We start from the raw sequence: 3,610 nt of genomic DNA, 5'->3' as shown, positions 1-3,610 counted from the left end.
AGGGGGAAATTATACTATAGCGTTGGAAGGAAATACTGATGGTAATTGGGAAAATTTCTTTACTGTGTTTATTGATTGGAATCAAAACGACCAATTGGATGATGCAGGTGAAATATATCAAATAGGAAGTATTATAAATTCCACCGGAACTGATGGGCAACAAGCTACTGGAGTAATTTCTGTCCCTATTGGGGCTACATTAGGACAAACTCGGATGAGAGTTTTTAAAGTATATGAGGTTCCCAACGGATTTGTTACTGACCCATGTTCAATAACTCAAAACTTTGGACAGGTAGAGGATTATACCATTGAAGTGATTCCTGCGGGAACCACAACATGTGATGCCCCAACCAATCTTGCGTTAACCAACGTAACAGACACCACAGCCGATTTTTCATGGACAGCTTCACCTGACGAAGTAGGTGGATATGCCTGGGTAGTGATGAATATGGGAGACGACCCTAATACAGACCCGCCGGTAGATCAGGGAACCGTGGCTACAGGGGTAACCACTGCAGCAGCAACAGGACTCACGCCCGATACCATGTATCAAGCCTATGTAAAAACCCTATGCGATATGGGTAACGAAAGCGATTTTTCAACACCGTTGCACCTTACAACCGATGAAGAAGAATGTGAAGCAATAACAAACTTAGCTGTAGACAGTGTTACCCAAACCACTGTATCATTCAGTTGGACAGAACCCGTAAACACCGGTAATGTTCAAGGTTATGGGGCTATTATTGTGCTTACGGGCGATGTTCCTTTTGTGGACAATCACGTTGCTGAAGAGCTTTATATGGTTGGTACTACGTCAGCTATGATTGATCAACTTCAGCCTGACACTACTTATGACCTGTATATGGCTTCGGTGTGTAACATGACCCCTCTTGTATTAAGTGACCCTGAAATGGTGACCTTTACTACAGCTGTCTTAAATGTTCAGGATAACGAATGGATTGAGCTAAATTATTATCCAAACCCAACATCAGGAATACTGACACTTGAGGCCCACACTATTATAGAGCGTGTGGAAGTCTTTACTATAAAAGGACAAAGGGTCGTGCTAAGCCAGGACAACCAACAATCGGTTCAACTTGATTTGTCTGACCTGTCACAAGGCATCTATCTGCTTAAAGCCACTTTTGAAGGCGGTGTAGTGAAAGCCTTTAGAATCATCAAAAAATAATACGCACAATTAAATTTTTAAAAGAAAGACAACAAATGAAACGGGCATTATACATTACAGGAATTGTGATTCTTATAGGTATTTTGGCCGTTTCTTTTGTATTTATAAAATTGTATAACAAGCCCCATGCCAACGTGCTGGAAGCCAGCCCGGAATATGTTGTTACTGCCGGACAGTTGATTTCCGAATTTGAATCAGATGAACAGCAGGCCAATGAAAAATATCTCGACAATATCATTCAGGTTGAAGGAGTTGTCTCAAAAATTAATATCGCAAACGGCAACAGTATGATCATCCTGAGTGCTACAGGGGCAATAGGAACGGTTGTTTGTACCATGGAACCTTCACAAAACAAAAAGGTGCTTCGCATTGAAAAGGGCGAGACCATTACCGTAAAAGGGATTTGTACAGGTTATCTTATGGATGTTATGCTTGTCAGGTCTGTAATTGTTGACTAAAAAATGAAAATTATACTATTTGTTTTATTCTTAACGGCTGTTTTCCCTGTACATGCACAGGAACAATATTTTACCCGTCAAGGGTATGTCTCATTCTATTCACATACACCTGTAGAAGACATTAAAGCCGACAATAATCAGGTGTTGAGTATCTTGGATTTTGATACCGGCGAAATTGCCATATCGATGCTGATGAAGTCTTTTACTTTTGAAAAAGCGTTGATGCAGGAACATTTCAATGAGAATTATGTAGAATCTGACAAATATCCCAAAGCATTTTTTAGCGGTAAAATCACCAACCTGGATGCCATTAAAAACGGAGATGTAACAGTAGCCGTAATTCATGGCGACCTGACTATTAAAGACGCCACCCATCCCACAATCATTGAAAGCAGAATCAGTCTGGAACCGAATGCTATAGTACTTCGGGGCAAGTTTATGGTCACCGTTGCAGATTACAATATCAAGATTCCCGCAATCGTACGTAGAAACATTGCCCGGGAAGTGGAAGTCAGTTTTCACTTTACCCATGAACCTTATCAATAATCAACTATGAAAAAACGTTTACTTGTTTTATTTGTATTCATAACCCCTCTTTTATGTCCGGGGCAGGACCTCATGGACATATTAGAAAAAGAGTCTCCAAATGAAGACCCGTTTGTGCAATCCACATTTAATGGCACGAGGATCATCAACGGGCATTCCATAGAAAACCGAAAAGAAGGCATCCTCGAATTTTTTATCTCACACCGGTTTGGTAAAATAAGCGACGGGGTAGAGGAACTTTTTGGCTTAGACCAGTCAAACATCAGAATGGCTTTGGAATATGGCCTCACTGATAATATTATGTTAGGCTTGGGAAGAAGTTCATTTGAAAAGACCTATGACGGCTTTATCAAATACAAACTCCTGAAACAACGTATGGGAGACAAGCCCATACCCGTGAGCGTTTCCCTTTTTGGAAGTATTGCCCGAAAGACACTCAAAGACTATCAACCGGAAAACAAGCCAAGCTTTGAAGACCGACTTTTTTACACCTCACAGGTACTTATAGCACGCAAGTTTAATGAGAAGTTCAGTTTACAAATTACCCCTACATACATTCACAGGAATTCAGTGAGAGTAGAAGAAGACCCCCACGGCATTTTTGCACTGGGTGCCGGAATGCGGTTTAAAGTGAGCAGGCGAATTTCAATCAATTCAGAATATTTTTATAACGCAAATCCGCTGAAGTCTGTTGACACCAAAAACGCTTTTGCCATTGCACTGGATATTGAAACCGGTGGCCATGTGTTTCAACTCATGTTTTCAAACGCCAACACTATGATTGAAAAGGCGTTTATCACAGAAACCACCTCCGACTTTTTTAATGGCGACATTCATTTTGGGTTTAACATCTCAAGGGCTTTTCATATGAAAAAACACAAAATCCCGGAAGATGAGGATGCAGGTGATTGGTAGTTTTAAAACGACTCCTTTCTATTTTGTCATTCCGAAGCGTAGCGAGGACCTGTCTGGCCGGCAGGCAGGATCGCACCTTGTTGCTCAGGTTCTGTTGCTCACACCCTATCCCCGCAAAAGCGGGGATTTCGTCAATCAAAAACTAGAGTTTTAATTCATTTGCGATTGTCAAATGGCTCAACAGCTCGTGCTTACTCGAGTGCGACCCCTCCTTCGTCGGCGTGACAAAAGTAGGGGGAGTGACTATAAAGGGAGAACAAAGTACCAAGAATAAAAAAAGACCGCAACAAGTACGGTCTTTTTAAAGTGTAAAATATTAAAAATCAATTCTCAGGAACGGGGAAGCCCCTGTCACGCATCAGCGCATCGATAGTGGCATCCCTTCCCCTGAACTTTCTGTATGCTTCAGCCGGGTCCATGGCATTGCGGGGGGCAAAGAGGTGTTTCACCAGTTTATCGGCCATCTCCTGATCATAAAACCCTCCCGGGGCTTCTTCAAATG

The 3,610-nt window shown here is 41.8% G+C and carries 4 protein-coding genes; all 4 read left to right on the top strand.

Annotation, left to right across the window (positions count from 1 at the left end; all coding sequences use genetic code 11):
* Positions 1-1,189, top strand: a 1,189-nt coding sequence (locus AC6F75_RS10980; protein ID WP_500715063.1) for a fibronectin type III domain-containing protein, incomplete at its 5' end; no start/stop codon positions are given.
* Between the two features lie 35 nt (positions 1,190-1,224).
* Positions 1,225-1,647 (top strand): OB-fold protein, encoded by a 423-nt coding sequence (locus AC6F75_RS10975; RefSeq protein ID WP_500715062.1) that lies wholly within the window; start codon positions 1,225-1,227, stop codon positions 1,645-1,647.
* Positions 1,648-1,650: 3 nt separating this feature from the next.
* Complete coding sequence (locus AC6F75_RS10970) at positions 1,651-2,193, top strand: YceI family protein (protein WP_500715061.1); 543 nt, start codon at positions 1,651-1,653, stop codon at positions 2,191-2,193.
* A gap of 6 nt (positions 2,194-2,199) precedes the next feature.
* Complete coding sequence (locus AC6F75_RS10965) at positions 2,200-3,108, top strand: DUF5777 family beta-barrel protein (RefSeq protein WP_500715060.1); 909 nt, start codon at positions 2,200-2,202, stop codon at positions 3,106-3,108.
* Positions 3,109-3,610 lie beyond the last annotated feature (502 nt).

The sequence above is a fragment of the Planktosalinus sp. genome, assembly GCF_059864935.1.
Note: the sequence above shows the minus strand (reverse complement) of the source record. Positions and strands in the feature narration are given on the sequence as shown.